This window comes from Arthrobacter sp. NPDC058127, assembly GCF_042884555.1.
Lineage (GTDB): Bacteria > Actinomycetota > Actinomycetes > Actinomycetales > Micrococcaceae > Arthrobacter.
Genome location: NZ_JBHVTT010000006.1, coordinates 139371 through 166060 on the forward strand (window position 1 = coordinate 139371; position 26690 = coordinate 166060).

Genomic DNA, 26690 nt, shown 5'->3' on the forward strand with positions numbered 1-26690 from the left:
TCGGGTCCCTTCTAGGCTTGGGTTGCGGCCGCGTCGGCCAGCTGGTCGTTCTCGTTTTCGAGGTACTGCCGCAGCCGGAAATGCTGCAGTTTTCCGCTCGGGTTTCGTGGCAGCTCATCCACGAAGCGGATGTCGCGCGGGTATTTGTACGGGGCAGTCGTCAGTTTGACGAAGTCCTGGATTTCCTTGCGTTTGGCCTCACCGGCCTCCACGCCTTCACGCAGGACGACGAACGCGCACACAACGCTTCCGCGGTCCGGGTCGGGGCGGGCGACGACGGCATTTTCCAGAACGTCCGGGTGCTGGTTGATGGCCGCCTCCACTTCGGGGGCGCCGATGTTATACCCGGAGGAGACGATCATGTCGTCCGACCGTGACTGGTATATGAAGAAGCCGTCCTCGTCCTGGACGAAGGTGTCACCGGTGATGTTCCAGCCGTTCCAGACGTACTTGGACTGCCGCGGATCATCCAGGTAGCGGCACCCGGTGGGGCCGACCACCGCCAGCCTGCCGGGTTGGTGAGGACCCAGTTCGGCGCCGTTGTCATCGAGGATGGCCGCCCGGAATCCAGGGACGGCTTTGCCGGTCGCCCCGGGCCTGCTGTCCTCACCGGGTGCTGAGATGAAAACGTGCAGCATTTCCGTGGCACCGATGCCGTTGACGAGCCGGACGCCGGTTGCATCGTAGACGGCCTGCCACGTTTCTTTGGGCAGGTGTTCGCCGGCGGACACGGCGATGCGCAGGCGGCTCAGCAATTCACCGCGGCCGGCCTTCAGAATGGCGCGGTACGCGGTAGGTGCCGTGAACAGGATGGAGGCACCGGCGTCGGCCGCGTTCTCCGCGAGTTCCACCGGAGCCGCCCGCTCCGTCAGCAGCGCAGAGGCGCCAAACCGCAAGGGAAACACCACCAGGCCACCGAGCCCGAACGTGAAGGCGATTGGCGGAGACCCGGCAAACACGTCGTCCGGCGTTGGCTGGAGGATGTGGCGGCCAAAGGTGTCTGCGATCGCGAGGATATCGCGGTGAAAGTGCATGGTGACTTTCGGGTCTCCCGTAGTCCCCGACGTCGGACCCAGAATGGCGACGTCGTCTGCCGCGGTTTCGACATTCGTGAAGGTTCCGCTCTTGGCAGCGCACCGCTGGACGAAATCTGCTCCGTCCGTGCCGCCGTAAGCCAGGAGGCTGACAGGTTCGCGTTCGGATGCGGAGGCCAGATCTTCCATGAAGCGATGGTCCGAGACTGCGAGGACCGGCCGTGTGAGCCGGATAAGTGTCGCCACCTCTGAGGCCCTCAGCATCGGCATGGTGGTGACGACGACGGCGCCGGCCTTGAGAACACCCAGCCAGGCGGCGACGAGCCAAGGGTTGTTGGGTCCGCGCAGCATGACGCGGTTGCCAGGGAGTACGCCGAAATCTTCGGTGAATACCTGGGCGGCTTGGTTGGAGCGCCGCTGCAATTCAGCGTAGGTCCATACGGTGCCGTCCGGCGTCCGGAGGGCCGGTCGGTCGCCTCCGAATTGCGTTACAGCCTCATCGATGAGAACTGCGGCCGCATTCAGCTGTTCAGGGTATTGGAGCTCGGGGAGGGTGAACTCCAATGCCGGCCAGGTTGAGGCCGGCGGCAGGTGGTCCCGCGTAAATGTGTCCACATGGGCCGATGTGCTCATGCCGCTCCTTCTAGGGTTCTTGCTTCTGATGTCGGATTAGGATCCGGGCCGGATCATGCCTTCTTGGGCGACGGTGGCCAGCAGGCGGCCGTCCCGGTCGAAGAAGTGGCCAAGGGCCATTCCCCGGTTGCTCTGGCCGGAGATGGCCTTCTGCGCGTAGAGGACCCATTCGTCGGCTCTTCCGTCGCGGTGGAACCACATGGAGTGGTCCAGGCTGGCCGTGGTGAGGCCGGGCGAGGACCAGTGCAGGCCCTGGACCCGGAGGAGAGGCTCCAGGATGGTGTAGTCGCAGACGTACGCAAGGGCTGCGCGGTGCAGATTGGAGTTCAGTCGATGGTCGCCGAGCTCGGGCAGGCCATCGAAGGCTTTCACCCAGATGGCCTGATGGGCCTCCCGTCCCCCTTCGACCTCCACGTAGACGGGGCCCGGGACGTGACGCATGTCGAAGCTGCGACCGGTGGACCAGTACTCAGCGGCGGGGCCTTCGACGCCGATGAGGACCTCGGCAGCACTGCGCTGCGATTCCGGATCGAGATCCGCAGGAGTTGCTTCCGCAGGAACAGGGGTCTGGTAGTCGGTGCCGCCTTCCGGAACCTGGAAGGATCCCATCGCAGCGAAGACCGTCTTCCCGTTTTGATAGCCGCGCACGCTTCGTGTGGAGTAGCCGCGGCCATCGCGCAGGTGCTCGACTTCGTAGCGCACGGTTGATCCAACATCCACGGGACGCATGAAGTAGCTGTGCATGGAATGGAGCGCCCGATCAGAGTCAACCGAGCGCATCATGGCAGCGGCCGACTGTGCCACCATGTCTCCGCCGTAAGCCTTGGGCCAGGGAACGTACTGGGTGGTGGCCTCGTATGCTTCCTCGTGCACTTGGGCCGGAACCGGAGTCAGTTCCACGGCGCGGAGAAACGTCGCTGATGTCAGGGTCTGGGCCGGCGTTGTCGCATTCATGGTGTTACGCCCGGCGATAACCGGCGAGGGTATCATCTGCAACATCTTCGAGGTTGACCACGATGTTCTCCGGCGTGCGGGTCGTGAGCCAGACCAGTTCCTCTGTCACGGACATGTTCGCCTCGACATGGGGCATGAACGGAGGAACGAAGACCCAGTCCCCTGCCTTCATGTCCTGGTAATCGGAAAAGTTGTCGCCGTAGTAGATCCGGCCGTGGCCCCGCAATACGTATCCGCCGGTTTCGGCTTCGCCGTGGTGGTGGGGCAAGGAGCGGTATCCGGGGACGTTGGAAACTTGTCCGAACCAGATCTTCGTTGCCGGGGTGTGTTGTATCGAGACGCCGGATACCCGGACACAGTCTCCGGACTGGGCAGTGTTGGTGTCTTCCTGCCCGGCCCGCGTGACGACAGGAACAACTTTGCCGTCGCCTCCCGCGTAGATGGAGTTGTCTCCCTCGGTCCGGTACTGGGTCTCTGTAGTGAGGTCGGTCATGGTCTTCACTCCTTGGTGTTTGTGGTGGGCGCGGGGATGCGTGGGGTGGCCGCGCCATCGTTCGAATGGATACGGATCGGGTTTTCCAGGCGTCCGATGCCTGATATTTCGGTCGTCAGGACGTCTCCCTCCTGCAGGAAGCGGGGAGGGGTCATTCCCATTCCCACTCCCCCGGGGGTACCCGTGAGGACGAGGTCTCCCGGGCGAAGGATGGTGAATTGTGAGATATAGGACAAGAGGCGCGCAGGTCCGAAGACCAGTGTGCGGGTGTTCCCTTCCTGGACGAGTTCGCCGTTCACGTAACCGCGGACCTCAAAGTCTCCAGCGACGTCCTCGGGCGTGAGCATCACCGGGCCGACCGGGGTTGTCGCGTCGAAGGCCTTTCCTTGGAACCATTGCAGGGTGCGGTTCTGCCAGTCGCGCATCGAAACATCGTTGGCCACGGTGTAGCCAGCGATCGCCTCCTTGGCCTGCTCTTCGCCGGCCTTAAAGAGCGGGCTTCCGACGACGACAGCCAGTTCTGCTTCCCAGTCGACCTTTTCGCTTCCCCTGATGTCGATCACGTCGGTTGCGCCCGTCAGTGTGTCCGCGTGCTTGGCGAAGAGCGTCGGGTATTCGGGGAGATCCCGGCCCATCTCCTGGATGTGGTCACCATAGTTCAAGCCGCAGCAGATGACCTTCCCCGCCTCGGGCACCAGTGGCGCAAATATTGCACTACCGGCATCAATCGTCGTCCTGCCGGCTTTCGATCCCCCAACCGCGGCCTCGACGGTAGCGCGCCAGTTCGGATCGGCCAGAAGGGCTCCAACGTTCGGGTAGGACAACGGCAGAAACGCATCGGCGCCAAGCCCGATGACCGCCGTCGTACCGCCCCAACTTGTGCGGAGTGTGGCAAGTTTCATCCGTCCGATTCCCTTCGGTCCGTGCCAGGTTGCGTGAGATTATTGATATGTCGACTTTTTTACGGTCGTCACATATGCTCAAGGTAGCACGACGGAATCGATCCGAACAAGGGTCTTTTTCATCCATAGGAACCACCACTCATTTTCAGGAGGAGCACCATGAGCAAGAGGACCGTCAACCCCGAAACACTGCCCGCGCCGTCCGGTTACGCCCACGGCATCCTCGCCGGAAACGCGGTTTACCTCGGAGGCCAGACCGCACTCGATCGCGACATGCACATCGTCCCCGGCGGCATCGTGGAACAGTTCAGGCAGGCGTTCTCGAACGTCCTGACCACCCTGGCGGAAGCCGGCGGCCAACCCGAAGATCTGGTGAGCGTCACCATCTACCTGACCGATGTGGACGACTACATTGCCAACGGGAGGGAAATCGGGCGGATCTGGCGCGAAATGGCAGGCTCGGAGTATCCCGCAATGGCAGGAATCGGAGTTACCCGCCTGTGGCAGAAGGAAGCCATGATCGAGATCCAGGGAGTCGCCGTCATCCAGGATCGCTGAAGGCCGACTTAAGAATTCCGACGGCGGGGACTCCCCACCCTCGGGACCGGAACCTCCGGTGACGCAGGCACGCTCGGATTGAGCCGCTGGGATCGCCGGAGGTTCTTTTGCGCCGCAATCCGCCCTGCTTGCGCGGGCCTGCTGCTCCGCGTGCTGAGAGGCAACCGCATCCACGACGGCGGCAGGCCAGGGTTGCGCTTTGTCGGACCCGGGCGGGACGTGGGCGACCGTCACTGTACCGAAGGCGGCAAGGCCACCAGGCAGTTCGCCGTGCGGATGACTTCGAACCTCAAAGGCATATGTCATGGAAGCCCTACCCAGCTTGGAAATACCCACTGTTGCAGTGATGCGCTGCCCGAACCACAACTTGGCTTTGAAGTGGATCTCCTGGTGGACGCGAGGCACGCTGGGAAAATAGTCGGGCAGCTGGAGCCTGCGCAGGAAGAGCTCCGCCTCGGCAGACTCCACCCAGCGCATGATCGCCGAATTGTGTTGATGCCCGGACGCATCGGTATCCACCCACTCCACTGTGCGCTCGACACTGGCGCGGGGACTTATGCGGGACATGCGCTCCATAGCGGCTCCTCTCGACATTTCGAACCCCAGGATCGAAACTCCTGACGGTCCTAATTTCTCAACCATAACAATATATAGAGAAGTATTTACGAGCGTCACCATAGCGTCATACACTTGATTCATGCCGCATGTATCGCGGACACAAGAGTGTTCCGTTCTACTTGCATTTCCAAGGAGACGACGATGTCTGGTTCACGCTTTGAAGAAGACAAGGGAAATGCCCACGAACTGTCCGTGAGGGCCTTGCTTGAGGAAGAGTTCAGGGCCGTGTTTGGTGGCAGCACACCTGTTGCAACTGCCTGGGCCGGCCTGACGTTCATCTGACACCGGGGCCTGCCGATGTAGCCTATGACTGTCACTGAAACCCGAACCAATAGAGGTAGTACTGAATGGCCAACGCCGATGCTGTCCCCGACGTTGCCCCGATGCCACGCCATCAACACCTGATCGTTACCGTGTATGGCCTCTACGCCCGCAACCAGGACGGGACATTCGCTGTTGCCGACCTCATCCAGCTTCTAGGCGACCTGGGAGTGGAGTCGGCAGGTGTACGGTCTTCCGTGTCGCGGCTGAAGAAGCGCGGCGTGCTCGTCAGCTTGAAGCGTGGAGGCTCCGCTGCCTACAAGCTTTCACCCGAACTTGAGGACGTCTTCACGGCAGGCGACGAACGTATTTTCGCTCCACGCCGCGCCAAGAAGGACGACGCCTGGCTCGTGGCGTCGTTCTCTGTCCCTGAGGCCCAGAGGCACCTACGGCACAAGCTGAGGACCATTCTGACCCGTATCGGGTGCGGCCAGGTGTCCCCGGGGTTGTGGATCGCACCCGGCAATTTGGCACACGAGGTGGAACAACTACTTCGACGCGCCGGCCTCATGGACTATGTCGATCTGTTCAAGGCGACTCACCTGACCGAGGGACACATCCACGAGAAAGTGGGGCAATGGTGGGACCTGCCCTCGCTTGAAGCGCTCTACACCGACTTCATGGAGCAGCACGAGCCTGTCCTCCAGCGGTGGTTGCAGCACGAACAAGGGGATTCCGAGTCCCCCGAGCTGCTGAAGCAGGCCTTCGCCGACTATGTCCCCATGGTCACCCAATGGCGTCGGCTGCCCTACATGGACCCTGGACTTCCCCAGGAGTACCTGCCCGATAACTGGCACGGCCTCGCCGCCCAGGAACTCTTTACAAGATTGCACGAACTCCTTGGACCCAAGGCCCAGCGCTACGCCTTGTCCGTCGTCGGCGCAAATTAGTCCGGACAGCACGGCCGTCAGAAGGAGCCGGGCCCGTTGTGCCGGTCCCGGCCCCTTCGCTGAATCAACGCCCCTTCGTTGACGGCCCGGCCTGCGGGTTCCAGGCCGATGATGGGTCAGTGGCCTTGGAACGCCTCCGCCAGCCACCAGGATCCGCCATCCGAGGCGATCTTTGCATCGATCACGAGAGGGCGTTCCTGCTTCCCGTTGCGGTACAAAGCAACCCAGTCACGCACCGGCTGGAGGTCATCCACCGTGCGGACCGTGACGCCGTCGGCGCCGTATCCCCTGGCGATGGCTGCCACGTCGGTATCCGGGAAGCACACGGTGCCCAGCTCTGCGTCCCCGTGGTGTTCGGCGAAGTGGTGGACCTCGGCGCCGTAGGCGGCGTCGTTGTAGATGATGCAGACGAGGGGCAGCTTGAGGCGCACGGCGGTTTCCAGTTCCGTGATGCCCATCAGGAACCCGCCATCGCCCGCGCCGAGGACAGGCAGGCGATCCGGGCGGGCGACGGCTGCACCTATGGCCGTGTACAGGCCCAGGCCGATTGCCTGGAAGGCCTGGGTGAAGCAGAAGCCAAACTCGTCCGGCACCGCCAGATATTGACTCGGGTATCCCATGTAGTTGCCCGAGTCGACGGCGACAATCCTGTCTGCCGGGAGGATCGAATCGAGTTCCCGGCTGATCACCCGCGGATCGATGGACGTCGCCGTGGACAGGTCCGGTGTTTCAACGTCCCGCCACCGTGAGCCTTGCTTGATGGTCAACGCGTTCTGCTCGGTGCGGTACTTTTCCGCGGAGGCCGGCTGGATCCTGCGCAAGGCCGCCACGGCGTCCTCCGCCACGAGGGCAGAGTCGCCCAGCACGCCGAGGGTGATCGGCCGGTTGGCGGCCAGGGCTGCGTCTTCGACGTCGATCTGGATCACTTTGGTGCCGGCGGAGATCAGCCTTCCGTGCCGCATGGTCCACATGTTCAAGGTGCAGCCCCATCCGACAATGAGGTCCGCTCCGCTGATGAGCTCCGCAGTAACCGGGGACGAAAAGCCACCGGAAATGCCCAGGTTGTGTGAATCGCCGTTGAACAGGCCGCTTGCGACGGCGGAAGTTGCCACGAGCGCCCCCGCATGCCGGGCCAATGCCAGTATGGAGTCCCTGGCGCCCCCCCCGCCGCGTCCCGCGACGAAGACCGGACGGCGGGCCTCGGCAATCAGGCCCACAAGTTTTTCCACGGCAGCGGCATCGGGCCTGATCCGGGATGGTTCCTGAATCCCAATATCGCCAAGCAGATCCGGCGCCGTTGCGTTTTGCACGTCGAGGGGCAGGTTGAGGACAACGGTGCGACGTTCATTGACGGCGGTCCGGAAGGCCCTCACCGTGTCTGCGATTGCGGTGTCGGCTGAGTGGATCCGTTCGGCCACAGCCCCGACGCTTCGGGCAAGCGCGTCCTGGTCAATCTTGAAGTTCGACCGGATCGCGGCGGTCTGGGTGTCGGCAGTGAGCACGATGAGGGGCGTGCGGCTCTTCGCTGCTTCACCGATTCCCGTGATGGCGTTGCTCAAACCGCAACCCTGGTGGGTTGTCACCACGCCCACCTTCCCCGACATCCTGGTGTAGGCATCAGCCATGGTGGCCGCCCCGCCCTCGTGCCTGGCCGCCGTATAGGGAATCCCTTCCTTGATGAGGGCATTGGTGACCTCAAAGTTGCCGCTGCCAACAACGCCGAAGACGTGTCCGACTCCCAAGCGGGCGAGGGTCCTCCCTACCAGCACGGACACTTGAGCCTTCCCGTTCATGAAGCCTCCACCAAGGCGTAGACACGGCTCGGGCTGCCGGTTCCACCAACGATCGGCAACGGCGCGACCACCAGGGTGGCGCCTACGACCGGGAGGCGGTCTAGCTGCCGGAGCGATGTCACTCCGTATTTGTCCGCCCCGAGGAGGAAGGAATGGACCGGGAACATGGGGTCCATGTTTGCCGCCTGGCCGGCATCGATGCCAACGGTTTCCACGCCGAACCCGCTGATTCCGTCGTTGCCGGCAATCCACTTGGCGCCTGCAACAGAAACTCCGGGAGTATGCGGACCGCTTTCGTCTGCATTGACGAAGTCCGCCGCATTTCGTCCGCGGGCGGACCAGCCGGTCCTGAAGATCACCCAGCAGTTCTCGGGTAGTTGACCGTGCTCTTGTTGCCACTGTTCAAGGTGCTCCGGTTCGAGCAGAAAATCAGGGTCCTGCGCTACCTCGGCCCTCTTGTCGATGACGACGGCGGGGCCCACCAGGCGCCGGGGCTCGATCCGGTCCACCGACTTTCCCTCGCGGCCCGTAATCCAGTGGACAGGTGCATCCAAGTGGGTGCCGGCATGCTCACCGACGGTGACGTTGTTCCACGCCCAGGCGGGTCCGGCGTCGTCGAAATTGCTCAGCGGCGAGAGCGTGAGACCTACAGTGTTGGCGAGCGGCTGCGGCAGGCTAAGTACGGGGGTATCACCGCTGAGGGGTGTCGTAAGGTCGATGACTTCGATCGAGCCATCGGACAGGGCCGCCATGAGCCCGCTGAGGACAGACATTTGTTCTCCTATGGTTTTGATGATTTGTTCAGTCTTTGGGCTACGAGGTGACCTGAGCCGCCGGAAAGCCCGGGACCGGGGTGGGTTGAAGCGCCTATATGCCACAGACCCTTGATCGGGGTCCTGTGTCCTGCGGCCTCAGGGAAGGGACGCCACAGCAGATTCTGGAAGAGCTCAGCAGATCCCCCGTAGGGGTCGCCTTTGACGGCGTTGGGGTTCTCCGAGGCCAGGTCAGTGGGTGCCAGGATGTCCCATGCCAGGACTGAGTCCCGCGTACCTGGCGCGAACTGTTCAATCCGCGACAGGACACGTTCCATGTACTGTTCCTTCAGCTCTACGGACCAACCGTCGTCCACGGCAAGCACCCCTGCGGCATCCCCTCTGGGCGCGAAGGGCACTTCCTGCAGTTGCACCCAGAGCGTCGCCTTGCCACGGGGGGCCCGTGAAGGGTCGAGTACGCACTGCTGCCCTACCACCACGGTCGGTTCCGCCGGCAGCAGACCCGCTTCGGCCTGGGCGCACGCTATGCCTGTACTGTCGGAGCCGCTGCTCACGTGCACGAGGGGAACCGTGTTCAGCCTGGCGTCCAGCCATTCCACGGGTTTGTCCAGAGCGAGGTGGATCTGCATTGCGCCGCGGCCGTTCTGGTACCGTACGGCGGCTTTGGCTGTGCCGTCCGGTGCTTGGCTGAGCAGCCGGGAGTACAGGGCTTGCGGAGAGACGTTGGCAAGGACCGTATTCGTGTCGATGGGGCCGTTGGACGTCTTGAGGCCCACAACTTTGCCGGCTTCCATGAGGACTTCGTCCACATCTGTATCCAACAGAATCCGTACGCCTTTTTCACGTAGCAGGGACTCAAAGGCGGCAACAAAGTTCGAGGCACCACCTTTGACCACGGGAAGGCCATGGGTGTGCATGCTCATGGCCATGACGGGCAACATGACGCCGCCAGTGGCCTGGTCTGGGCCAAGGCCGGCGTGGAGCAGCCATGGGGACCAGAGCTGGTCTGCCTCCCACCCGTCGAACCGGCTCCTGAGGTAGTTCCGTCCGCTCATCACGGAGTCCCGCACGAACGCCTCCGTGCCCTTGATCTTCCCTCGCTTCAAGGCGCCGAAGGCGATTTTCAGGACCTGCTTGAAGGATCGAAGTTCAGCGCCGAATGCACCGAAAACGGTCCCGGCGTTGCGGCCGAGGTCTTCCAGCATCGTGAGGTAGGCGCCTTCGTCCTCCGGGGCATGGAGCCCCGCCGCAGTGACACTCGGGTCGCGGTGGGCTATGGCAACCCGGTGTGCGCCGGTCCGGGCGTCGCCAGCCACGCTGGCTGTTACGGCGCCGTCCGTGTTGCAGTATTCCAGCCCCCTGGCATGCAGTTCCCGTCCCAAGGACTGATAGGCGCCTCCCGACACGAACAAGGGATGCCAAGAGGAAAAGGTGTCGTGGACAAAGCCCGGCAGTGTCCGTTCCGAGGAGTGGATGAAGCCGCCGAGCCTGTCCTGCCGTTCGATCAGGCACACCTGCTTCCCCGCGAGGGCGAGCTCCGCTGCGGCCACCAGGGAATTGATCCCTGAACCGATGATCGCTATTTCACTGGAGGTCATGCGGTGCCTCCTCTCTCAGAAGTCCGGATGGCTGGCGGTGGCGTGGTACTTCCCGCCGTGGAACACCAGGGGCGCTCCGCCCGGGTTTTCGTATTTCTCCACCTCGCCCACGTAGATCACATGGTCGCCGGCGTCGTGCCGGGATACGGTCCTGCACTGGAAAGTGGCCACCGCCCCGTCCAACAGTGGAACTCCCGCAATTCCTTCCGATGTCTCGGCTCCCTCGAACTTGTCGATAGAGGGAGTGGCGAATTGCCGCGACAGCACGTGCTGGTCGCTCGCAAGGATGTTGATCGCGAAATAGGTGGATTCCTCAAAGTCGGTGAGGCTTGGAGCCCGTTTGCTGGGGCACCACAGCACCAGAGGGGGTTCCATGGAGACGGAGGTGAAGGAGTTGGCGGTCATGCCCACTTTCCGTCCGTCCGCCGCAAGGGTGGTGACCACGGTGACGCCGGTGGCAAACTGTCCAAGCGCGCCCCTGAAGTCCCTCAGGTCAAAGGCGGCGGAGTCTTCCGATTTCTTGGACTGCACGAAATCTTCCGCTGCCGCGGGGTCAAACCACCATGGATGGAAGGTTCGGGGATCATCAAATCCGGCCGCGATGCTTGAAGCCAGGGCAGGATGCTCCGAGGCCTCGCCCAACGCCGCCTTTTGGTGTTCCCTGCGTGGCTTGAGCATGTCATTCGTCCAGGTGACCGCCCATTGACCCCAGCCACGCCAGAATTCGTCGAAGGTCCTTTCCATCCATTTCCGGTCGAAGGCTTCCTGCCCCCTGCGAACGATGGAGTCCAGGTAGTACCGGGAAGCCAAGGTTGCGTTGTTTGAGCCTTGGCCCGTGAGCGGGTCGTTGAGCAGCACCGCATCTCCGAGGCCGAAAACCAGTCCGCCGTTGCCCAACTCCCCCACTGCGGAACGCACGGTAGGGGTGATGCGTCCCAGGAGAGTCGCACCTTCGTCCGTGAGGACTGCATCCGCAAAGTTCTTTGCTTCATGCGGGAAGTGTTCCTCCAGGATTTCCAGTGAACGCTGAAGCTGCTCGTCCGGCGTGCGGACGTCGCTCCAGCGGTCCATGGGACCACCCACGACTCCCTCGAAGACCATCATTTGGCAGGGCCCTGAGATGGTCAGTCCGGGAAAAGTGAAGAACTCCCCGACCCCGGGCACCATGGACATGCGAATGCTGTCATCGCGCTGCCCCGGCAGCTCTCCGGCACCGGGCTCTTGTTCCGCCCCAGGCTGCTCCCCGCCCGGGTTGCCAACGCTGACATAGTTGAGCGCGAGGACCCGCTGCGGACGATCGAAGGGTGACTTGGCCTTGTCCCTGGGAAAGATCTGGCCGATCTCGCCCTTGCCGGTGCTGACGATGACCAGTTCGTAGTCGCGTGCGAGTTCCTCGAGCACGTGCGGAGTGACCTTCTCGATTCGGAAGTCGCCGCCGGCGGCTACGAATGCCTCGATCCACGCGGCACTCTTGATCCGCTGGTCGATCGAGCGTGCCGGCGCATCCAAGGGGGCCTCCCAGTCAATCGGATCCGCCGAGCCTCCCCCGTCGACCCGCACTCGGATGGCATTGATGGCGGGCACCGCCCCGCTGTCATAGAGTCCGCTTAGCGCCGGGCCCAGCTGGGCCTCCGCGGCGAGGGCGGTGGCAAACATGCACTGGCTGGACATGACCTTGCCCGTCCGGATTTGGGTGGCTGAGCGATCCGAGAAGAGCGTAATCGCGTACCCCTCCCGCTGCAGGCCCAGGGCCAGCTGGGCGCCGGATTCGCCCGCACCGATAATTGCAATCGTTCGCATTTCCAGACTTCCTTCACACGACGTTGTTCAGCAAATTGCCAGAGGGCGTGGCTAGGAGACCCTGGCGGCGTCGACGCTCGCCAAGTAGGCGGCCGCCTTGTCCGGGGACATGAACCACTCCTGGAAGTCCGGCGGGTTGTTGAATCCGTTCACGAACCTGTTGGCGATTTCCGCCGACTGGTTCGCTGCACCAAAAAGCTCCAGGACATGCGGCGGGGGCGGCGCGAGGAGGGCATTTGTCCATTGGGCTACGTGCTTGGCGTAATTCCAGTAGCTTTCGAAGGTGGCCTGCATGAAGGCAGCGTCGAAGACGCCGTCACCGTGTTCTTTGATGCTCTTCAGGTAGGAAGCTGCGCATTTGCTGGCGTTATTGGATCCTTGGCCGGTAATTGGATCGTTGAGGACCACGACGTCGGCCAGGCCCAGCACCTGCTTGCCGCTGGGCAACGTAGCGATGGGGTGGCGGACCGTCGGCGGGAACCGTCCCTGCAGGAAACCGTTCGAATCGGTGAGTTCGACGCCGGAAGCACGGTCTGCTTCCCACGGGAGGAAGGCTTTGAGGATGTTCTTGGAGGTTTCCAAGTGCTCCTGCGGCGTGAGGCCTTTCCAGCAGTCCATCGGGCCACCTGGAATGCCTTCGAAGACCATGATTTCGCAGGGTCCCGTGGTTGTCAGCGCGGGGAAGGCGAAGCATTCCCCGACCCCGGGGATGAGGTTGAAGGAAACGGCAGAATATTCCTCCCGGGGCGTCATGCCGTTCACGTACGTCAGCGCAAGTGCTCGCTGCGGTGCGTCGTAGGTGCTTCGCCCGGCGTCCCGGGTGAAGAGCTGCGCAATTTCGCCCTTACCCGCTGCGACAATGACGAGATCCGATTCCCGTGTGTATCTTTCGAGTTCCTCTACTCCCGCATCCTCAAATATCAGTTCGCCGCCTCGTTGAACAAAGGCTTCCATGAAGCGCGGGAATTTCACTCGCTGGTCAATCGACTTGGCAGGGTTGTCCAGCCGGGAGGCCCAGCCAATGGCCTTCTCTCCCGGATTTTCAGGATGGGGAACGGTGAACGAGATCCCGTCGACAGTCGGGGCGTCCGGCCAGAAATCCAGTTCAAGGCTGCGTTCGTGTTCCAGCGCGTCGTGGAAAATGCACTGGCTTGAGGAGACCTTGCCCTCCCGGATTTCCTCGGGAGTTCGGTTGGAAACCATGGTTACGGCGAACCCGCCATCCAGCAGCCCGATTCCCAGTTGCAGCCCCGACTGCCCTGCTCCAACGATGGTGATGTGACGTTGTGTCATGTTGTTGCCCCTTTGTCCTTAGATCTTCTCGGCATGTCTGGATGATTTGGGTCCCGCTGCCGCGAACACGGTATGGGAATCTAGCCCAACTGGGAGCGGGAAACTAGTTGATGGCCGGCCTTGGCGCCGGTTTGGGCAAGTTTGTTCCCATCCCTGGCGCGGTTCGTGAACCACCTTGACGTTCTTCACTTGCACTCACCTCTCTTCAGCCGCGAGCAGGGGTATGGTCTCCTCGGCACGTTCCGGGCCCAACGCGGAGTACCCGCCGTCGACCGCCCAGTCAGCACCGGTGACGAAACTTGCCCGATCACCTGCGAGGAAGGCGACGACGTCGCCGATCTCCTCAGGACGGCCAACCCTCTTCAGCACATGAAACGGCGCGGCAACAGAATCCGTCTTGCCGATGTTTCCGTTGCTGAGGGTATCCATGATGTTGCTCCAGACCCACCCCGGACTCACCGAGTTGACCCTGATCCCGTCCTCGGCGAAATCGACCGCCATGCTTCTGGTCAGCTGAACAAGGGCCGCCTTGCTGGCGGGGTAAAGCCATCTCCCCGTCTGGGCAACGGAACTGGAGATCGAAGTGAAGTTCACGATGGCGCCGTGCCGGGAGGCCTTCAGGTGGGGCCGCGCGGCCTTGGCAGCCATCACAGCGCTGACCAGGTTGACGTTCAGTGCTTCAAGCCAGTCGCTCCGGCCGGATTCCGCACCGTCGTCCTTATAGGTGCAGGCCAGGTTCACGAGGATGTCGACGCTGCCGTGCCGTGCGACAGTTTCATCCATGAGGCGGGACAGCGCCGCATCGTCAGTGATGTCGGTCTGCGAAAAGTGGATGCCGCCGCCCAGGGCATCCACCTGGGCGCCTCCTGCGGCGTCAATATCTGCGACGACGACGGCGGCGCCCGCGTCGCGTAGTGCGGCAGCTACGCCCTGGCCGATCTTTGTCACGCCTCCGGTAACGATTGCGGTCCTGCCTGAGAGTCCGGACATCGCCAAACCTTTCATCGGTAATCAGTGGGATGGTTGATTGCTTGGGTGGGACGGTCGCCTACTTCGCGGACGGTCTTGGGATTGGCCGTGGGTGAGTCCGTTCCCACTCCACGCGCCGCTCGTGCACGAGCTTGACGTTCTTCATTTCCGCTCACCTCGCTAAGGTGGATTCGTTGTTGCTGTTGTATGACCTGCGTCATACTTGTCCTAGAAGTGACTCTATTCACACCCTGAAAACCGGTATATCCACTTGGCGCAGGGCACATCCGAAAAGCGAAACCCTGGGAAAGTCGGTGCCAATGGTCAGGATTCTTCCGCGCGACGTCTTGAGGGGCCTCCCCACGGTCGCCACGACCGACGTCGATGACGCACACGAGAAGATTGCCAATTTGTTCTGCGGCCACGACCTCGTTCCTCGCACGCGTGGAACGTCGGTGGACATGAAGCTACGCTCCCTGCACAGAGGCGACGTCGGAATCGAGTACCTGGACTACGGTGCGGACGTCCGGATCGACCCCCAAGGCCTGGAAAACTTCCATCTGATCCAGATTCCACTGGCGGGGCACGCCCGCATGGACGTGGGCTCAAGCACCGTGGATTCCAGCCCCAGGGTCGCGACCGTTCCACCCGTCGATCGCCCTTTTTCAATGGCCTGGGATCAAGGAACCCCCCATTTGATCGTCTACGTGCGCCGCCTGGCACTCGCTACCGTGGCCGAACAGGTCTATGGTGAGGCTGCCAGCAAGGCGGTGGACTTTGGCTATTCGATGAACCTCGCCACAGCCGCCGGACGCGCTTTCCTGAGATCCGTCGTCGAACTCCACGACGACATGATCAGCGAGGCCGACGGCGCCGCGCCCGTTTTTGTCCAGAAGCTTCTGGTGGACACCATGCTGTCCCGACTGCTCATGGCGATGGACGACGCCCCCGCGGAAAGCGGTGACCGCAACCCGGATTCTGAGAGCAGATTGATTCGGCGCTTCAGGGAGCTCCTGGAACATCATTCATCGGAGGATCTTGCCGTCCCGGACATAGCGGAGAACCTCGGGGTTTCGGTCCGCACCCTTCAACTCGCCCTACGCTCCGAGACAGGGGCAACGCCGTCGGAACTGCTGCGGAGGGTACGGCTGGACCGCGCCCGGGAAATGCTTCTCGAGGCCGAGCCGGGCGAGCAAACCATCATTTCGATAGCCGAGCGCTGCGGATTCTCCCATCAGGGACGTTTCTCTGCTTTGTATCTGGACACCTTTGGGGAACTGCCCTCGGAAAGTCTGCGGCGGTAACAGAGAACGCTTCCGCGATGGCACGGGACCGGTGAACTCATGCCGGAAAAGATGATCGCGCTGATCGGCATTCCGAGGCAGCGCGCCATGTCGGCAGGGACACCGCGGCACAGGATCCGAGTCAGTGACGAACTGCGGAACGAAGCCCACCGCAAAGCAGTGCGGGAAGGCACGTCCGTGTCCGAACTCATCCGCACCCGGCTCCGTGACTACGTCTCGGCGCCGGCCGAGCACCGGCACACCATCGCCGACTCCCTCGTCTACTTGGTCCCTAACCATTTCAACGACCTGCACGGCCCCGCGACCGGAACCATGGAACTCCCCCTGCACCTGGCTGATGGTTTCCTCCTCGCCGGCGGCCAGGCCCTGATGAGATAACCCTTCACGCCTTGAGGTTTGGCTGGGATCCGGCTTCGGCCGACCGGGCCAGGATTGTCCACAGATAGCGGATGGCACGCTCAACGCCTTCCTCGTCCACGCCGGCGATAAGTTGGAGCACCAGGCCGTCAAGGGCCGCGAAGGCGGCCTGCGCCGCCCCCGAATCACTGCCTAATCCCAGGCGGCCAAGTCCGGCCGATAGCGCCGAAATGTAGCTTTCGTAGAGGTGGCGGACCGCGCCAGCGAGTTCCGGACGCCGTCTTGCCTCCAGGATCATTTCGTACTGGAACGTCTGCAGGTCAGGGTTTTCGCGTATGAGCGCCATGAGGCTGCGGCAAAAATCGTCTTCATTCGAGGGCAGGTTCTCCAGCCCGGACAGGCCAATCGACCGGCTGACCGACCACTCCAGCGCCGCCTCGATCAGGGCATCCCGGCTACCGAAGTGATGGGCCACGAGCGAGTTGTTCACGCCGGCGATCTCGGCGACGGCACGGTACGTCAGACCCCGCAACCCCTTCCGTGCCACCACGTGAATAGTAGCGGCGAGCAGGGCTTCCCTGCCGGTGCCATAACCGGCACTGACGAACTCTTCCATAAGGCAGAGTCTAATGCCCTTCGAAACAGTCTTGACGGCATAGCTAAGCAGATGCTTAGATGTGATTCTCACCACAACTAAGCATCTGCTTATTTTCAGCATCAACACCAAGGAGACACCATGTCCACACCCACGTCCGCACTTGAATTCACCGTCCACGACGCCTTTGACCCGGAAAAGTATGAGCCGTTCGACCTGGGACGGGTGCAGTGGGTCCGCCGGCCGGGCGACGGGAACCGCCCCGCCCTGTCCGCCGGATTCTGGCACGTGACACCCGAGGAAGCACCGGAGCCCTTCGATTTGCTGATCGAGGCCGACGAGACCATCCACATCATCGAAGGACACCTCCTGATCGAAGTTGAAGGAAGCGAGAGCTTTGACCTGAAGCCAGGTTCGGCTGCGTCCTTCAACAAGGGCGCCCGGACCCGCTGGAGCGTCGTTGAAACCACCACCGAGTTCTTCGTCTACTCCTAACCCGGCTCCCCGAATAGGACCACCAAAGGCATGATCATGAATGAATCCATCTCCTGGACCGAACACGCAGACGTCGTCATTATCGGTGCTGGCTTTGCAGGTCTGACGGCCGCCCGCGAACTGCGCCAGGCCGGCCGCTCCGTGATCGTTGTGGAAGCGCGTAACCGCATCGGGGGGCGGACTTGGCTCGACACCCGATTGGGCCGCCCGCTCGAGATTGGCGGCGCCTGGGTGCACTGGACCCAGCCGTACGTCTGGGCAGAAATGAAACGGTACGGCCTGGGGACCGTGCAGAGTCCGGTCCCGGAGACCGCCTATTGGTGGGCGGACGGGAAGCGACACCAGGGCGACCCAGAGCAACTGCTAGGTGATATCGACGCATCCAACCGTAGGCTCATGGACGAATCACGCCGGTATTTCCCAGAGCCCTTCATCCCGTGGGCGAATCCGGAAATCAGGGAAATTGATGCAACGCCACTGCCGAAGAAGATCGCAGAGCTGCAGATCACCGACTATTCCAAGGACATCCTGGAATCCTTCTGGGCACTGAACTTCAACGGACCCCTAGACGATGCGGCATTTACGCAGGCCCTCCGCTGGGTCGCGCTCACCAACGGGGACTGGATGGTCAGCTTTGAAGCGTGCGCCACGTTCAAAATCCAGGGCGGCACCGAGGCGCTCATCCAGGCCATGGCCGCGGGCACAGACATCCGGCTGAATGAGACGGTGGTTGCGGTCGAACACGACGAGGCGGGCGCTACCGTCAGGGCCGCGGACGGCTCCATCTATCGGGCGAATCACGTGGTCTGCACTCTACCCCTGGGCGCAATGCATAGGATCTCCTTCGAGCCACCGCTCCCGGAATCCAGCAAGAAGGCCGTTTCCGAGGGGCAGGTCTCCCAAGGCATCAAAGCCTGGATCAAAGTCAAAGGAACGCGGAAGCCATTTGTTGCACTGGGGTCCGCCGGTTGGCCGCTTAACTTTGCCCAGACAGAGTATGACCAAGACGAAGACACCATCCTTGTGGCCTTTGGCCCCGATTCCTCAAAGCTGGACGCCTCGGACCTCGGCCAGGTGCAAGCCGCCATCGACCTACTAGTCCCCGACGCGGAAGTTCTCGAGGTCGCAAGCCATGACTGGACGGCAGACCCCCTGTCCGGGGAGACGTGGCCCATGCATCGCCCCGGATATCTCACCGAGGCTCTGGCCGTTTTCCAGAAACCACAGGGCCGCCTCCTCTTCGCCGGCTCTGATTTCGCCGCCGGCTGGGGCGGTTTCATCGACGGAGCCATCGAGAGCGGCCTCGAAGCAGCCCGCACCATCCAAGACGCCACGCCGGTTTAACATGAAGTGCCGCAATGACGGCCGGGACTAAATGCTCAGCTGGTGGTTGCCGGGCGCCGGGATTCGCCGGAGGCGTCGCTGGAATTCGGCAGCCCGGACACCAGCTTGCCCACTTGGATCACGGCCGACCTGATTTTCGCGGGGTCGGTGATCGTGAGGAACTGGAGCATGAGGCCGTCCAGGGCGGCAAAGATGGCCAGGGACGCTTCGCCGGTGGTGTCGAGACCGCGCTGGCTCAACGCCTCTTCGACGGTGCCCACGTAGGTCTTGTAAAGCCGTTCCACCATCGCCAGGATCTTCGGGTTGCGCCTGGACTCGAGGAGCATTTCAAACTGGAAGAGCTGCAGTTCGGGTTCAGCCGACACCGTAGCCATGAGCGAGTCGGCGAATCCTTCATCAAAGTCCGCGATACCGGCCAGTCCCGTCTCCTCGATGGAGCGCTGAACGGCCCACTCCATGGTGGCAGCCAGAAGTCCCTCGATGGATCCGAAGTGGTGGGTAACAAGCGTATGGTTCACGCCGGCCCGAGCGGCCACCGCGCGATACGTGACACCCCTGAGGCCTTTTTCTGCGACGACGTCGATCACCGCCGCCAGAAGCGCGTCGCGGCCGTCTCCGTACGGCAACCTCCGTGAATGCTGGCTCATAAGGCGAGTCTAGCCTCGTCGGCTGGCACCGAAAGGCCGTTGACAGAGAAAACTATACAGATGTAGAGTTCTGGATGTGGCGGGGATCACTCCCAGGGTCGCAGTCCTCGAAAAGAGCTTCGGACCTACCCGCTACCGCGCATTGGCGCGCGAAAGCAGGGCTTTCTAAATTTCCCCTTCAGCATCGGCGTTTCCGCCATTTGCGCTTCTGAAAGAGCCATCTCATGAATCAAGAACAAGGCGAGACCTCGGCAGGTCTCGGATTAGTAGAGCCGATGTCCAACGTGCCCACAGTGCGATTGAAGCCGAACAAGCTCGGCGTCATCGCTGTCGCCTTTTTTCCATCGCCGCGGCCGCTCCCATGGCCGCCGTTGTAGGTGCCAGCCCGGTGCTTTTCTCGGCAAGCGGCCCCGGGACCCCGGTGATTTACACCATCGCGGCCCTGCTCGTTGCTCTGTTCTCGGTCGGATACCTGCGGATGAGCCACCACATCACCAACGCAGGAGGCTTCGTCGCCTACATTGCAAAGGGACTGGGCAACAAATGGGCCACCGCCGGGGCCGGCATCGCCATCCTCACCTATCTCAGCCTGCAGATCGGTCTCTGGTCCCAGTTCGGGGTCTTCGCCCAGCAACTCGTTGAAAGCCTCACCGGAATCGGCATACCCGTCTACGTTTGGATCGTCGTCGTCCTGGCATTGACGGCAGGACTGACGATGAAGGGCGTCGACGCGAGCCTAAAGGTCCTGGGAGTTTTGATCCTTGGAGAAACCCTCGTGGTCGCGGCCCTGGTGTTTTCCCTTATTGCCCAGAAGGGGCTGGGAATCTTCACCTTCGAGGGCTTCACGGCATCGAACGTCTTCGGTCCAGGCCTGGGGATCTCGATGCTTTTTGCCTTCGCCTGCTTCACGAGTTTTGAAGCCACGGTGGTCTTCGCCGAAGAGGCGAAAAATCCAAGGCGGACTATTCCCCGGGCGGCATACCTCGTCATCGCCTTCGTCGGGGTGTTCTACACACTGTCCACCTGGGCCATCAGCGGTTCCATCGGAATAGACCACATCCAACAAGAGGCAAGCGACAACCCCGCGGGCATGATCTTCGACCTCGCCAATGCCAGCGCCGGCCCATGGCTAAGCGTCGCCATGCAGATCCTTGTGGTCACGAGCTTCATCGCCATGCTCCTGGGCCTGTCCAACATGTTCTCCCGGTACCTGTTTGCGCTTGGCCGGGCCGGAGCCCTGCCCGCCAGGCTTTCCTCCGTCTCCAAAACCGGAGCGCCGTCCTTCGCCGGCCTCGTCAACGCCTGGGTCGTCCTGATCGTGATCAGCGCCTTCCTGCTGACCGGAGCCGACCCCATCGGCATCGTCTTCTCCTGGTTCGTCGCCTTGGGCACGGCCGGCTTTATCACCATCCTGCTGCTGACATCAGTCGCGATCGTCGCGTTCTTCGCCCGAAACGGCATCCGGGACAATCTCTGGGTCACCGTGATCGCCCCGTCACTGTCCGTCCTGGCCTTCATCGTCATCGGATACCTGACGCTGGATAACTACGACGCCCTGCTCGGCGGTGCAGGAGGAGTCGCGCGCTGGCTCCTTCTTGGCATACCGATCTTCCTCGCGGCTGGACTCGTACGGGGAACGCAAAAACCCTCGATCGACTACGCCGCGGAAATCCTCTAGCGACCGACATCAAGCCCTTCATGAATACCAAAAGGAACGACACCATGACCTCAACGGAACTTCAGGACTACATCCCCGAAGACCAGTGGCCCCCGGTATCCGCCATGCTGGACGGCTTCGGAGACCAGACCCTCCCGGCCTCCGAAGCGCTTGCAGGCACCGTCCTCCGCCTCCCGGCAGAGGACGGGTCCACCACTGAATACGGGTTCGAGGATGCATCTTCTCTCACCTGGCGCGTCTCAGGAGGTGACGCCAATCAGAGCGGCACAGCCACCTACAAGGCCATCGAGGCACGCCCCGGAATCTTCATCATTGACTTCGTCCGGGGCCAAGGCGTCGACGCCGAGAACGTCACCATCATTCTCGACCGCAACACCGGGGCCGTCACCGCCGGCGTTTCCACGTTCGTCACCGTCGACGGCAAAACCCGAAGCACCACCGAATTCAGCCACACGAACACACTTGGCACAGCCGCCACACACCAACGCTCCACCGGGTTGGTCGGAAAACGGATCTTCTACCGCTACAGCGACGTCGAAACCTACGAACACATCTACCTGAACCCGGGCACCTTCACCTGGAACTGCATCCGGGGCGGCGAGGCAGGACTCGCCGACACCGACCGCTGCATGACCTGGGACGTCGCGGATGACCTGTACATCTTCTTCTGGACAGAGAAAGTCATGACCGTCGAGGCCGTGCTGCTGGTCGATCTCCGGGAACAACGCTCGATCGGACGCATGTTCGGATGGGACGATCCCGCCGCGGAACCCGTGATCCTGCCATTCAACTCCCGGCTGAGCGTGCTGAATACCACTGAATACCCGCAGGACACCCACAAACACTAACTGGATATCGAGCCAAGGCTTCACTTAGCTACTCGAAGAGGAGTACCCCATGGAAACGTACGATTCAATGCTCGCCAGGATCTCCGCGGCCCCCGGCCAAGGCAGCCGCACCATCCTGGACCCAGCCACGGGCGAACCCGTTGGGCAGGCGCCCGTGCACACTGTCGACGACCTCGAGCACGCAATCGCCGCCGCAGCAGCCGCCCAGCCGGCGTGGGCCGCTCTGGGCCACGACGCCCGGTCCGCCGCGCTCCTGAAGGCCGCCGACGCCGTCGAACGCTCCGCCGAAGAACTCGCCCGCCTGCTCTCCCGCGAACAAGGCAAACCGCTCAACGGCCCCAACGCCCGCTTCGAAGTCGGCGCCTGCGCCGCGTGGCTGCGCGCCACCGCCGCGACCCCGCTCGACCCCGAAACCATCGTCGACGACGGCGAAACCCGCGCCGAACTGCACTACCGGCCCATCGGCGTCGTCGGCGCCATCGGCCCCTGGAACTGGCCCATGATGATCACCATCTGGCAGATCGCCCCTGCCCTGCGCATGGGCAACGCCGTGGTCGTCAAGCCGTCGCAAAACACGCCGCTGAGTGTGCTGGCGCTGGCCGCCGTTATCAACGACGAACTACCCGAAGGATTGCTTTCCGTAGTCAGCAGCGGACGCGACGTCGGCGCCCGCCTGGCCGAACACCCGGCTATCGGCAAGGTCATGTTCACCGGTTCGACCGCCGCCGGCAAGTCGATCATCAAATCCTCGGCCGACACCATCAAGCGCCTCACCCTGGAGCTCGGCGGCAACGACGCCGGCATCGTCCTGCCCGACGCCGACCCCAAAGCGATCGCCGAAGGCCTCTTCTGGGGCGCCTTCATCAACACCGGCCAGACCTGCGCGGCGCTCAAACGCCTCTACGTCCACGACGACATCTACGACGTGGTGTGTTCGGAACTCACCAAAGTCGCCGCCGCGATGCCCATGGGCGTTGGCCTCGACGAGGCGAACGTGCTCGGACCCCTGCAGAACAGGCAGCAGTATGACATCGTCGCCCGGCTCGTCGACGCCGCCCGCGACTCCGGCGCCCGCATCCTGCTCGGCGGCAATCCGGACCCGGGCCAGCCCGGCAACTTCTACCCCACCACCCTCGTCGCCGACATCGACAACAGCAACCCCCTCGTCGCCGAAGAGCAGTTCGGCCCCGCCCTGCCCATCATCCGCTACAGCACGGTGGACGAAGCAATCCAGATGGCCAACGGGGTCGACGTCGGACTCGGCGCCTCCGTTTGGTCCCCCAACCTCACCGCCGCCCGCGAGGTTGGAGCACGCCTCGAAGCGGGCACGGTCTGGATCAACAAACACGGCGCCGTGGACCCCCGCATTCCGTTCGGCGGGGCCAAACAATCCGGCTACGGCCTCGAATTCGGCGTCGAAGGCCTCAAAGCGCTGGGCATTCCCCAGGTGATCAACGGCTGATGAACACGAACCCACACCCCGTGGCCATTGTCACCGGTGGAGGCACAGGTATCGGAGCAGCGTCAGCGGCGGCCCTTCGCGCCCAAGGATGGGACGTTGTAATCTGCGGGCGTCGCTCCGAGAACCTGGCAGCCGTTGCCGCGTCTACCGGCGCCGTCCCCTTCGTGGCTGATGGCGCATCGAACGCTGACATCCACCGGCTTGTTGAAACCACCGTTGGCCGGTTTGGATCCATCGATGGCCTGGTGCTGAATGCGCGCATCGTCCGGGCCGGCGCTGTGGGGGACCTCGAACCCCGAGACTGGGATGACATGGTCCGCACCAACCTGACAGGCCCCTTCCTCCTGGCCAAGGCAGCAATGCCGCACCTCATTGAAGCCCGAGGCGCCATCGTCGGAGTCGCATCTGCTGCGGCGCTCAGGGCCAGCGAAGGCATCGCCGGCTACAACGCAAGCAAAGCGGGGCTGGCCATGCTCATCCAGTCTGTCGCAGTGGACTACGGACCATCCGGCGTCAGGGCGAATGCTGTATGCCCAGGATGGACCCGGACGGAAATGGCAGACCGGGAAATGGCGGAGTACGGGGCAGAACTTGGACTGGAACCCCAGGACGCATACTCTGTCTCCACCTCCTTCGTGCCAAGTCGCCGGCCGGCCGAGGCATGTGAGGTGGGACGGGTCATCGCGTGGCTGCTCTCAGATCAAGCGTCGTACATCAACGCCGCCGTGTTGCCGGTCGACGGCGGCATGATCGCCGTCGATCCTGGTTCCCTCGCCCTTGATCCACGCGTCAAAATTACCAATGTTCAGACGACCCGATCCCAAGGAGCGCCTAACCTTCAGCGCTAATCGACATACGAACGCTAACTGAGTGAGATGATCCCGGGCGGCCACGTCAGGCCGCCCGGGGTCATCCGACCTTCGTTTCGCGCGAGAGGCCTATGGCCCGCCACCTACAACAAAGGCGATTTTGGGTGGCCGAGCCCTTGCAAGCAGCACCTCAAGGCCTTGTGGGGATCCCCCAGTGAGACACACTCGGTGAGACACTTCTGGTCGTGTAACGGGTGAAAATGCGCATGCCGAAGACTGCTTCGCTAACCACCAAACGCCAAACGCCGGACACACGGACGCATCGCTGATGAATGATGCCGGCGAACTGGCTCAGCTCGGATGCGGCCGACGGACCAGGTTGATTGCCGTAACGCAGGCCCCCTGGGCGTCCTGCTAAATCCGGCATCATCGCGGCGATGGCTTTCGTGCGGCCTGGATCCAAGGTCGGCCACGTTGCGCTCATCTGCGGCGGCTGTCGAATCCAGGTCTCACAGGAGCACGACAGGTTGCCTCTGTATCGTCCTGCGGATGTGTGTACAGCCGAAACCCACCGCGGTCACGGATGATGTGCCGAGCAGGCGACTCACCACGAAACGGGCGAAAGCGGAGACCGTGGCCATCTTCGCCGTTTTCGCCCTCTACGCGGCCTTCCTGCTGAAGCTGCTTCTCTTCTCTCGTGTACCGGGTTCGGAAAGATCGATCAATCTCATCCCGTTCGCAAGTATCGCGGAATACGCGTTCAGCCACTCTCCCGGGACCGAGAGAGTGGCGTTCGCCAACGTCGTCGGGAACATCCTGACCTTCATCCCGCTCGGAGTCTACGCATCGTGGCTCCGACATCGGGCGGCCGCATGGCCGACCATACTCACGGTCGCCTCGGTCAGCGTCGCCGTGGAGATCATCCAAAGCGTGTTTGCGGTTAGAGCATCGGACATCGACGACGTGATTCTGAACTGCGTCGGAGGACTCATCGGAATGCTCGCATTCTGGCTGCTCTCCGCGATCCTGCGCGAGCGATCCCGGGAACGGACCGCAATGGCCGTGATTTCACTGCTTTCGATGCCCGTCTGGGTCTACTTCTTCTTCATCATCCGACTACACATGTGAATACAACCATAATCTGGCCTCCGAGCAGAGCGGCCCTAGGGTTGCTAGGCCCCTTTGAAGCCCCCGGATGGGGTTGTCTAGTGCCGCGGGGAATCGTTTTGGTATCTATGAAGCGTGGCACGTGATTGAGCCGCTGTTTCCAGCATGGAAGGGTTGCTGAGCGAGGAGCGGGAAACCGGCCGGCAACTGGGCAACACGCCGCAGGCGTTCAGCCACTTTGCCGTGGTCATGAGCGCGCTGGCCCTGCACGAGGGCAGCGTGAAACGCTGCGACGTACCGGTGCGGGACACTGAGACCGACTAGCGCAAGAAGTCCGGGTTGAAGGAGTTGAGGTCGACGTGGATTCCGCCGATGTCCTGGCCGAGTTTTTGCTGGACACCGACACGCATGTTCCCCGGCACGTTCCAGCCGCCGTAGGAAACCGGCGCGGGCGAAAGAAGGTCTGGAGTCCAATGCGCGTAGTCGAAGTCATGGAAATCCCCGTCCCACAGCGGAAGATCCGAGAACTCGCTGCTATCGCCCATTATCAAGGGCCAGTGCGTGTGAATGCCGTAAACAATGGGCCGCACGCCCATGTCCCGGATTCCGTCCACCATGTTCCTGGTAATGGGTGGTTCGCCTAGCTCGACGTCCAGTGCAAAGAACTCCAGCTGCTCACGGTACGGACCGGTGGCCTCTATGCCGCCCTCCCAGCATTCCGCGTTGCGGGTGTAGACGGCAATCCTGAGTCCGGCGTCCAGCGCCATCTTGAGCTGCGTTTGTGTCCGGTCCCATGGAGTACAGGTCCCCCACGCGGTTGAATGCATCACGTACAGACGGAAGCCCGCATTGTAGGCACTGACGAACCAGCCCGGGTCGGTGATGGTGGCGGTGGTGTCCAGGACTTTCACCGACGCTTCCGCCGAATGCGCCGCGGGGGCAGCCAGGGCGCTGGCCACGGCCAGGAGCGAGGCCAACACCACTGTCAGTATCTTCCTCTTTTTCATCGGGTCTCCCGGGTGGTCCTCCCGCACAGTGTAGGACTCCCGGGGCTGAAGAGGAATAGCCCGCCGTCTGGCGGGATTCCAGGCCCGCGCCGGCCTGCCGCACAGTTACATTGGGTTCAACTGGAAGCCGCCGCGCGCGGCGTGCTTCCATCGTTATGGAACCAAATTGCAGCAGGCCCAAGGGGCCTGGTACCCCTGAAGCTGCCATAAGGTGCCAAACGCCGGGGCATCGCAGAGTCCAGTTGGACCCCGGTCCCGGCTCCCAAAGTTTCGGCCTGGCCCCGTCCCGCCGTTCACAATCCGAAGCGTCACGACCAGTTGGAATTACCCAACTTCAGTTGACCACATGGGATCAACTGAAGTTGGACACCGAATCAATTTCCGCGGGCACTCTTCTGCCCATTTGAC

Annotated in this window: 26 protein-coding genes and 1 pseudogene; 13 read left to right on the top strand and 14 right to left on the bottom strand. The window is 62.6% G+C overall.

Annotated features, from left to right (window positions below; all coding sequences use genetic code 11):
- Window positions 1-11: 11 nt before the first annotated feature.
- Genes ACFVTG_RS11300 through ACFVTG_RS11315 form a run of 4 tightly spaced genes read right to left on the bottom strand, consistent with a single transcriptional unit; the run spans window position 12 to window position 4016 of the window.
- Window positions 12-1667 carry an AMP-binding protein gene (locus ACFVTG_RS11300; protein ID WP_390280430.1) on the bottom strand — a complete coding sequence of 552 codons (1656 nt, stop codon included), beginning with the start codon at window positions 1665-1667 and terminating at the stop codon, window positions 12-14.
- 36 nt (window positions 1668-1703) lie between these two features.
- Window positions 1704-2621, bottom strand: coding sequence for an acyl-CoA thioesterase (locus ACFVTG_RS11305; protein ID WP_390280432.1), 918 nt, complete (start codon window positions 2619-2621; stop codon window positions 1704-1706).
- Between the two features lie 4 nt (window positions 2622-2625).
- Window positions 2626-3114, bottom strand: a complete 489-nt coding sequence (locus tag ACFVTG_RS11310; RefSeq protein WP_390280433.1) for a cupin domain-containing protein — start codon at window positions 3112-3114, stop codon at window positions 2626-2628.
- A 5-nt stretch (window positions 3115-3119) separates the two neighbouring features.
- Window positions 3120-4016, bottom strand: a complete 897-nt coding sequence (locus tag ACFVTG_RS11315; RefSeq protein ID WP_390280435.1) for a fumarylacetoacetate hydrolase family protein — start codon at window positions 4014-4016, stop codon at window positions 3120-3122.
- 159 nt (window positions 4017-4175) lie between these two features.
- On the opposite strand from ACFVTG_RS11315, the gene ACFVTG_RS11320 reads away from it, so the two are divergent.
- A complete protein-coding gene (locus ACFVTG_RS11320) occupies window positions 4176-4574 on the top strand; it encodes a RidA family protein (protein ID WP_390280437.1) in 399 nt (132 codons plus the stop codon).
- A gap of 177 nt (window positions 4575-4751) precedes the next feature.
- Here ACFVTG_RS11320 and ACFVTG_RS11325 read toward each other — a convergent pair.
- A pseudogene (locus ACFVTG_RS11325) lies at window positions 4752-5273 on the bottom strand (acyl-CoA thioesterase); the annotation flags it as partial.
- A gap of 60 nt (window positions 5274-5333) precedes the next feature.
- Here ACFVTG_RS11325 and ACFVTG_RS11330 point away from each other — a divergent pair.
- Together ACFVTG_RS11330 and ACFVTG_RS11335 are read left to right on the top strand one after the other, a co-directional pair.
- Complete coding sequence (locus ACFVTG_RS11330; RefSeq protein WP_390280439.1) at window positions 5334-5474, top strand: hypothetical protein; 141 nt, start codon at window positions 5334-5336, stop codon at window positions 5472-5474.
- A 65-nt stretch (window positions 5475-5539) separates the two neighbouring features.
- Window positions 5540-6403: a PaaX family transcriptional regulator C-terminal domain-containing protein gene (locus ACFVTG_RS11335; RefSeq protein ID WP_390280441.1), complete on the top strand. Its 864-nt coding sequence runs from the start codon at window positions 5540-5542 to the stop codon at window positions 6401-6403.
- Window positions 6404-6519: 116 nt separating this feature from the next.
- On the opposite strand, the gene ACFVTG_RS11340 is transcribed toward ACFVTG_RS11335, so the two are convergent.
- From ACFVTG_RS11340 to ACFVTG_RS11365, 6 genes are all read right to left on the bottom strand, one after another.
- On the bottom strand, window positions 6520-8196 hold the full coding sequence (locus ACFVTG_RS11340) for a thiamine pyrophosphate-binding protein (RefSeq protein WP_390280442.1): 1677 nt from the start codon (window positions 8194-8196) through the stop codon (window positions 6520-6522).
- Entirely contained in the window at window positions 8193-8969 is a 777-nt protein-coding gene (locus ACFVTG_RS11345; protein WP_390280444.1) for a cyclase family protein, read from the bottom strand. The genes ACFVTG_RS11340 and ACFVTG_RS11345 overlap by 4 nt, the downstream gene beginning before the upstream one ends.
- An 8-nt stretch (window positions 8970-8977) precedes the next feature.
- Entirely contained in the window at window positions 8978-10567 is a 1590-nt protein-coding gene (locus ACFVTG_RS11350) for a phytoene desaturase family protein (RefSeq protein ID WP_390280446.1), read from the bottom strand.
- A gap of 15 nt (window positions 10568-10582) precedes the next feature.
- A complete protein-coding gene (locus ACFVTG_RS11355; RefSeq protein WP_390280448.1) occupies window positions 10583-12367 on the bottom strand; it encodes a flavin reductase in 1785 nt (594 codons plus the stop codon).
- A gap of 51 nt (window positions 12368-12418) precedes the next feature.
- Complete coding sequence (locus ACFVTG_RS11360) at window positions 12419-13660, bottom strand: styrene monooxygenase/indole monooxygenase family protein (RefSeq protein ID WP_390280449.1); 1242 nt, start codon at window positions 13658-13660, stop codon at window positions 12419-12421.
- Between the two features lie 195 nt (window positions 13661-13855).
- On the bottom strand, window positions 13856-14650 hold the full coding sequence (locus ACFVTG_RS11365) for an SDR family oxidoreductase (protein ID WP_390280451.1): 795 nt from the start codon (window positions 14648-14650) through the stop codon (window positions 13856-13858).
- A gap of 299 nt (window positions 14651-14949) precedes the next feature.
- Between ACFVTG_RS11365 and ACFVTG_RS11370 the strand changes: the two genes are divergently transcribed.
- Window positions 14950-15933 carry an AraC family transcriptional regulator gene (locus tag ACFVTG_RS11370; RefSeq protein ID WP_284753020.1) on the top strand — a complete coding sequence of 328 codons (984 nt, stop codon included), beginning with the start codon at window positions 14950-14952 and terminating at the stop codon, window positions 15931-15933.
- A 39-nt stretch (window positions 15934-15972) separates the two neighbouring features.
- A complete protein-coding gene (locus ACFVTG_RS11375) occupies window positions 15973-16311 on the top strand; it encodes a hypothetical protein (protein WP_390280453.1) in 339 nt (112 codons plus the stop codon).
- A 4-nt stretch (window positions 16312-16315) separates the two neighbouring features.
- On the opposite strand, the gene ACFVTG_RS11380 is transcribed toward ACFVTG_RS11375, so the two are convergent.
- On the bottom strand, window positions 16316-16906 hold the full coding sequence (locus tag ACFVTG_RS11380) for a TetR/AcrR family transcriptional regulator (RefSeq protein ID WP_390280455.1): 591 nt from the start codon (window positions 16904-16906) through the stop codon (window positions 16316-16318).
- 120 nt (window positions 16907-17026) lie between these two features.
- Between ACFVTG_RS11380 and ACFVTG_RS11385 the strand changes: the two genes are divergently transcribed.
- Window positions 17027-17380, top strand: coding sequence for a cupin domain-containing protein (locus ACFVTG_RS11385; RefSeq protein WP_390280457.1), 354 nt, complete (start codon window positions 17027-17029; stop codon window positions 17378-17380).
- A gap of 36 nt (window positions 17381-17416) precedes the next feature.
- Window positions 17417-18724 carry a flavin monoamine oxidase family protein gene (locus tag ACFVTG_RS11390; RefSeq protein ID WP_390280460.1) on the top strand — a complete coding sequence of 436 codons (1308 nt, stop codon included), beginning with the start codon at window positions 17417-17419 and terminating at the stop codon, window positions 18722-18724.
- A gap of 35 nt (window positions 18725-18759) precedes the next feature.
- Here the strand turns inward: ACFVTG_RS11390 and ACFVTG_RS11395 are convergent, their stop codons facing one another.
- Window positions 18760-19371, bottom strand: a complete 612-nt coding sequence (locus ACFVTG_RS11395) for a TetR/AcrR family transcriptional regulator (protein WP_390280462.1) — start codon at window positions 19369-19371, stop codon at window positions 18760-18762.
- Between the two features lie 361 nt (window positions 19372-19732).
- Here ACFVTG_RS11395 and ACFVTG_RS11400 point away from each other — a divergent pair, with 361 nt between their 5' ends.
- From ACFVTG_RS11400 to ACFVTG_RS11425, 6 genes are all read left to right on the top strand, one after another.
- The gene (locus tag ACFVTG_RS11400) at window positions 19733-21049 is read left to right on the top strand and encodes an APC family permease (protein ID WP_390280464.1); all 1317 of its coding nucleotides are present in this window, start codon (window positions 19733-19735) and stop codon (window positions 21047-21049) included.
- 44 nt (window positions 21050-21093) lie between these two features.
- Window positions 21094-21897 (top strand): MoaF C-terminal domain-containing protein, encoded by an 804-nt coding sequence (locus tag ACFVTG_RS11405; RefSeq protein WP_390280466.1) that lies wholly within the window; start codon window positions 21094-21096, stop codon window positions 21895-21897.
- Between the two features lie 49 nt (window positions 21898-21946).
- On the top strand, window positions 21947-23359 hold the full coding sequence (locus ACFVTG_RS11410; RefSeq protein WP_390280468.1) for an aldehyde dehydrogenase family protein: 1413 nt from the start codon (window positions 21947-21949) through the stop codon (window positions 23357-23359).
- The gene (locus ACFVTG_RS11415; protein WP_390280470.1) at window positions 23359-24207 is read left to right on the top strand and encodes an SDR family NAD(P)-dependent oxidoreductase; all 849 of its coding nucleotides are present in this window, start codon (window positions 23359-23361) and stop codon (window positions 24205-24207) included. Before ACFVTG_RS11410 ends, ACFVTG_RS11415 begins: the two co-directional genes overlap by 1 nt.
- A 510-nt stretch (window positions 24208-24717) precedes the next feature.
- Window positions 24718-25296 (top strand): VanZ family protein, encoded by a 579-nt coding sequence (locus ACFVTG_RS11420; RefSeq protein ID WP_390280472.1) that lies wholly within the window; start codon window positions 24718-24720, stop codon window positions 25294-25296.
- 144 nt (window positions 25297-25440) lie between these two features.
- On the top strand, window positions 25441-25599 hold the full coding sequence (locus ACFVTG_RS11425) for a hypothetical protein (protein WP_390280557.1): 159 nt from the start codon (window positions 25441-25443) through the stop codon (window positions 25597-25599).
- Here ACFVTG_RS11425 and ACFVTG_RS11430 read toward each other — a convergent pair.
- Window positions 25596-26282 (bottom strand): hypothetical protein, encoded by a 687-nt coding sequence (locus ACFVTG_RS11430; protein WP_390280474.1) that lies wholly within the window; start codon window positions 26280-26282, stop codon window positions 25596-25598. The genes ACFVTG_RS11425 and ACFVTG_RS11430 overlap by 4 nt on opposite strands.
- Window positions 26283-26690 lie beyond the last annotated feature (408 nt).

Excerpts from the sequence above, each read along its gene's own strand:
- ACFVTG_RS11300 (WP_390280430.1), bottom strand. The coding sequence starts at position 1,667 with ATGAGCACATCGGCCCATGTGGACACATTTACGCGGGACCACCTGCCG.
- ACFVTG_RS11305 (WP_390280432.1), bottom strand. The coding sequence starts at position 2,621 with ATGAATGCGACAACGCCGGCCCAGACCCTGACATCAGCGACGTTTCTC.
- ACFVTG_RS11310 (WP_390280433.1), bottom strand. The coding sequence starts at position 3,114 with ATGACCGACCTCACTACAGAGACCCAGTACCGGACCGAGGGAGACAAC.
- ACFVTG_RS11315 (WP_390280435.1), bottom strand. The coding sequence starts at position 4,016 with ATGAAACTTGCCACACTCCGCACAAGTTGGGGCGGTACGACGGCGGTC.
- ACFVTG_RS11320 (WP_390280437.1), top strand. The coding sequence starts at position 4,176 with ATGAGCAAGAGGACCGTCAACCCCGAAACACTGCCCGCGCCGTCCGGT.
- ACFVTG_RS11330 (WP_390280439.1), top strand. The coding sequence starts at position 5,334 with ATGTCTGGTTCACGCTTTGAAGAAGACAAGGGAAATGCCCACGAACTG.
- ACFVTG_RS11335 (WP_390280441.1), top strand. The coding sequence starts at position 5,540 with ATGGCCAACGCCGATGCTGTCCCCGACGTTGCCCCGATGCCACGCCAT.
- ACFVTG_RS11340 (WP_390280442.1), bottom strand. The coding sequence starts at position 8,196 with ATGAACGGGAAGGCTCAAGTGTCCGTGCTGGTAGGGAGGACCCTCGCC.
- ACFVTG_RS11345 (WP_390280444.1), bottom strand. The coding sequence starts at position 8,969 with ATGTCTGTCCTCAGCGGGCTCATGGCGGCCCTGTCCGATGGCTCGATC.
- ACFVTG_RS11350 (WP_390280446.1), bottom strand. The coding sequence starts at position 10,567 with ATGACCTCCAGTGAAATAGCGATCATCGGTTCAGGGATCAATTCCCTG.
- ACFVTG_RS11355 (WP_390280448.1), bottom strand. The coding sequence starts at position 12,367 with ATGCGAACGATTGCAATTATCGGTGCGGGCGAATCCGGCGCCCAGCTG.
- ACFVTG_RS11360 (WP_390280449.1), bottom strand. The coding sequence starts at position 13,660 with ATGACACAACGTCACATCACCATCGTTGGAGCAGGGCAGTCGGGGCTG.
- ACFVTG_RS11365 (WP_390280451.1), bottom strand. The coding sequence starts at position 14,650 with ATGTCCGGACTCTCAGGCAGGACCGCAATCGTTACCGGAGGCGTGACA.
- ACFVTG_RS11370 (WP_284753020.1), top strand. The coding sequence starts at position 14,950 with ATGGTCAGGATTCTTCCGCGCGACGTCTTGAGGGGCCTCCCCACGGTC.
- ACFVTG_RS11375 (WP_390280453.1), top strand. The coding sequence starts at position 15,973 with ATGCCGGAAAAGATGATCGCGCTGATCGGCATTCCGAGGCAGCGCGCC.
- ACFVTG_RS11380 (WP_390280455.1), bottom strand. The coding sequence starts at position 16,906 with ATGGAAGAGTTCGTCAGTGCCGGTTATGGCACCGGCAGGGAAGCCCTG.
- ACFVTG_RS11385 (WP_390280457.1), top strand. The coding sequence starts at position 17,027 with ATGTCCACACCCACGTCCGCACTTGAATTCACCGTCCACGACGCCTTT.
- ACFVTG_RS11390 (WP_390280460.1), top strand. The coding sequence starts at position 17,417 with ATGAATGAATCCATCTCCTGGACCGAACACGCAGACGTCGTCATTATC.
- ACFVTG_RS11395 (WP_390280462.1), bottom strand. The coding sequence starts at position 19,371 with ATGAGCCAGCATTCACGGAGGTTGCCGTACGGAGACGGCCGCGACGCG.
- ACFVTG_RS11400 (WP_390280464.1), top strand. The coding sequence starts at position 19,733 with ATGGCCGCCGTTGTAGGTGCCAGCCCGGTGCTTTTCTCGGCAAGCGGC.
- ACFVTG_RS11405 (WP_390280466.1), top strand. The coding sequence starts at position 21,094 with ATGACCTCAACGGAACTTCAGGACTACATCCCCGAAGACCAGTGGCCC.
- ACFVTG_RS11410 (WP_390280468.1), top strand. The coding sequence starts at position 21,947 with ATGGAAACGTACGATTCAATGCTCGCCAGGATCTCCGCGGCCCCCGGC.
- ACFVTG_RS11415 (WP_390280470.1), top strand. The coding sequence starts at position 23,359 with ATGAACACGAACCCACACCCCGTGGCCATTGTCACCGGTGGAGGCACA.
- ACFVTG_RS11420 (WP_390280472.1), top strand. The coding sequence starts at position 24,718 with ATGTGTGTACAGCCGAAACCCACCGCGGTCACGGATGATGTGCCGAGC.
- ACFVTG_RS11425 (WP_390280557.1), top strand. The coding sequence starts at position 25,441 with ATGGAAGGGTTGCTGAGCGAGGAGCGGGAAACCGGCCGGCAACTGGGC.
- ACFVTG_RS11430 (WP_390280474.1), bottom strand. The coding sequence starts at position 26,282 with ATGAAAAAGAGGAAGATACTGACAGTGGTGTTGGCCTCGCTCCTGGCC.